Origin of the sequence: Halarsenatibacter silvermanii, assembly GCF_900103135.1 — a bacterium.
Lineage (GTDB): Bacteria > Bacillota > Halanaerobiia > Halanaerobiales > Halarsenatibacteraceae > Halarsenatibacter > Halarsenatibacter silvermanii.
The window spans coordinates 1-2908 of the sequence record NZ_FNGO01000055.1 but is presented as its reverse complement, the minus strand read 5'-3'; the positions used below and the strand labels follow the sequence as shown (position 1 = coordinate 2908).

Genomic DNA, 2908 nt, shown 5'->3' with positions numbered 1-2908 from the left:
TTTTTAGACAAGTTAATGGGAGAGGAGCATTTTGAATATATTGGAGAGATGTTTGAGGAACTGGTAGAGGAGTGGTAGTGTCAAAAGATCTATGAAAGAGAAGGATGACCATTAGTAAAATAGATTTATGGGAGCAAACCAGTAAGAGATCGCAACGCCCCTGACAAACACCAGGCCAAATGGGCGGCAAAGAGCAGCCGAGGGCGCAGGGAACAGAATAAGAAGGCAGGGCAAATCATCCCGCCCTCGCTGGTAGTAGTTTGCCATTTGGCTGGTTCGGTTTGTAAAGGGTGCGCTTCGCCGCTGCTGGTGCATAAGAAAGCTCAAGCCTTAAGCACAGGGAACAGCGTTAAACACCTAAGCAGACTGCTTTTTAAGATGCGCCTGTGATAATTCAATAATCTTAAGCCATTTAGCAGGCATGTTGGGCAGACAGTCAAGCTCAGGGATTGTGACCGGCACCTTCTTTTCCAGGGCCGAATGAGGCCTGAGGAAATTAAAGTAAGTAACAAACAGTACCGTGAAAGTTTCAGAGCTAGCAGAAGAGCTAAACCCGGCAGTGGTTTTGTACTCGCGTTTGAAGGTTCTGTTCAGCCTCTCTACGATTTGTTTTAGAGGTCTAAACTCTCTGGAGACTTCATCATTGTTTGTAAGCCCGACAACCTGATTTAAAGCGAAATATATACCTTTTTCGGCAAAGAAATACTGAGCCAGCCGATAGATAGGATTGGCATCAACCACAAAGCTTAAATTTTTTGGAATAGGATCCATCTTTTTTAGGGTATCATCGAAAGCTTTGATGGCAGCCAGAGTATCCTTTTCAGGAGATATTCTGTAGGAGAGAATGATCTTCTTTTCAGCATCAAAAAAGAAGAAAAGATACTGCCATTTGCCTTTGATTTTGAGATAGGTTTCATCACCGCAAAAAGAATCAGAAAGTTTATAGTGATAATTATCGACGAAGGGTTTAACCAGCTTGCTGGCTGCTTCTGCATAATTTAACACGGTTTGATAGGAGACTTTGACATTATGTACATCCTGCATAATGCCAGCCGTTTTCCTGGCCGATAGGCCGTAGTTGGCATAATAGGTTAAGATAAGCCCCAGGGTATGAGGGGAGGAATGGATTTTCGCGATATCCACTCTGGAGATAGCTTCAGCAGGCTGTTCAGCTGATTTGCTCAGGGGTTCATAGTCAAATTCAAACTCTCTGTAGATATAGCGGACCTTGAATTTATGGGGTTTTCAGCAAATAACTTGCTTTCATCTTCACTCATGGCATCTAAGTTTTTCTGATAGAAAGAACAGAGATTATTTTTGCAGTTATGTACAGAAAAATTATTTCTCTTTTTGATTTTTTCCAGGGTTTTAGAACAGTGTGGGCACCTGATGATAGCCTGTTTGGGACAGGAAGTATTTTCGTTGAAATTAGTACCGCACACCTTGCAGTTAAACTGGCCTCTGCTGCCATTATTATTGTAGATGTAAGTATGAGGGCCCTCACAGCGAGGGCAGTTAAGATTGGTGGGAACTTTAGTTTCAGAGTTTTCACGGCGGTTGATAGGTTTTAGTTCCCTGTCATGTTCGAGTTTATACTCATTCAAAAGTTTTCTGTAATCAAGTTTTTCGATGTTTTCAATGATAGGTATAGAATCAATCTGCATCTGCCGGTATTGTTTGCTGATGGGTTTATCAGATTAAGGGAGGATATTCCTGCCGGTGAGCAGCACAAAGAGGACAATAATAATATTCTGCTGAATTTTGATGTAGGCTAAAAGCCATGTGATCATTTTAGTCATAAGTCTTGCCACCCTTCCTGGGTATTTTAAAACATGGGTGAGTTAAATATACCTCATATTCAGGGGGGGCAAGTTTTTAACAAAAGAATCATGCTATATAAAGCTTTTGGCAGGTTAAAAGGCTAGTTCTTTTGACCCTACGATAAGTTCTCAGGAGGGGTAACCATTTCTGAGAAATCACAGAATAGCGAAGATAGTATATTATCTTTTTTCAATTCTTTACCACAGATAGCTTTGCTGCTTGCGGAAGATGGAAAGATAACCCAAATCAACGAGAAAGGCAGAGAATGGTTGGAGAATATTGGCTTATCTGTGACGAATGACGGGAAAGCTAAACATTATTCCAGCTTTCTGAAAAGTGCTGGTTGTAGCGAAACTAAAGTAAAGGTAATTGAAAGTAAAATAAAAAATCTTTATGAAAATGATCGTGAAGAATTTGAGGAAGAAATTTTGCTGAAAACTGATAAAAGTAAACTCTGGCACAGGATTAATGCTTGCAGATATAAAAAACACGTAATTATTTTAAAAGAAAATATAACGGAAATCGATGAGAAAAGTAAAAAACATGAGAGGTTAAAAGAAAGGTACAATAGTATAATCAATACGCAAAAAGAATTGATATGTCGATTTAAGCCAGATACCACTTTAACTTTTGTAAATGAAGCTTACTGTGAAAATATAGACCTTCCCGAAAAAGAGATAATAGGCCGAAAATATACTGAATTTATACCCGATGAAGATAGAGAGTTTGCCTTAAAACAACTTGAAAAAGTGAAAGAAAGCCATAAGCCTCAAAAATATGAGCACAAAGTTGAAGATGAGAATGGAGAAATTAGACACCACAGATGGGTTGACTATCCCGTATTCGATAAGAGCGGTGAAATAGAGGAGTTTCAGGCTGTAGGCGTGGATATAACGGAGAGAAAAATGATGGAAGAGGAAATCAAAGAAAAGAACCGACTTTTAGAAGGGGTTCTCAATAGCATACCTGATGTTATAGGCATACAAAAACCTGACCATACAATAATGCGCTATAATAAAGCGGGATATGAGCAATTAGATATGCCCCCGGAAGATATAAAAGGTCAAAAATGCTATAAACTACTGGG

Annotated in this window: 1 protein-coding gene and 1 pseudogene; one reads left to right on the top strand and one right to left on the bottom strand. The window is 39.4% G+C overall.

The window, feature by feature from the left end; all coding sequences use genetic code 11:
• Window positions 1-357: 357 nt before the first annotated feature.
• Window positions 358-1799: pseudogene (locus tag BLT15_RS13850) on the bottom strand (IS6 family transposase).
• 291 nt (window positions 1800-2090) lie between these two features.
• On the opposite strand from BLT15_RS13850, the gene BLT15_RS12890 reads away from it, so the two are divergent.
• On the top strand, window positions 2091-2908 hold an 818-nt coding region (locus BLT15_RS12890), incomplete at its 3' end, for a PAS domain-containing protein (RefSeq protein WP_234985629.1).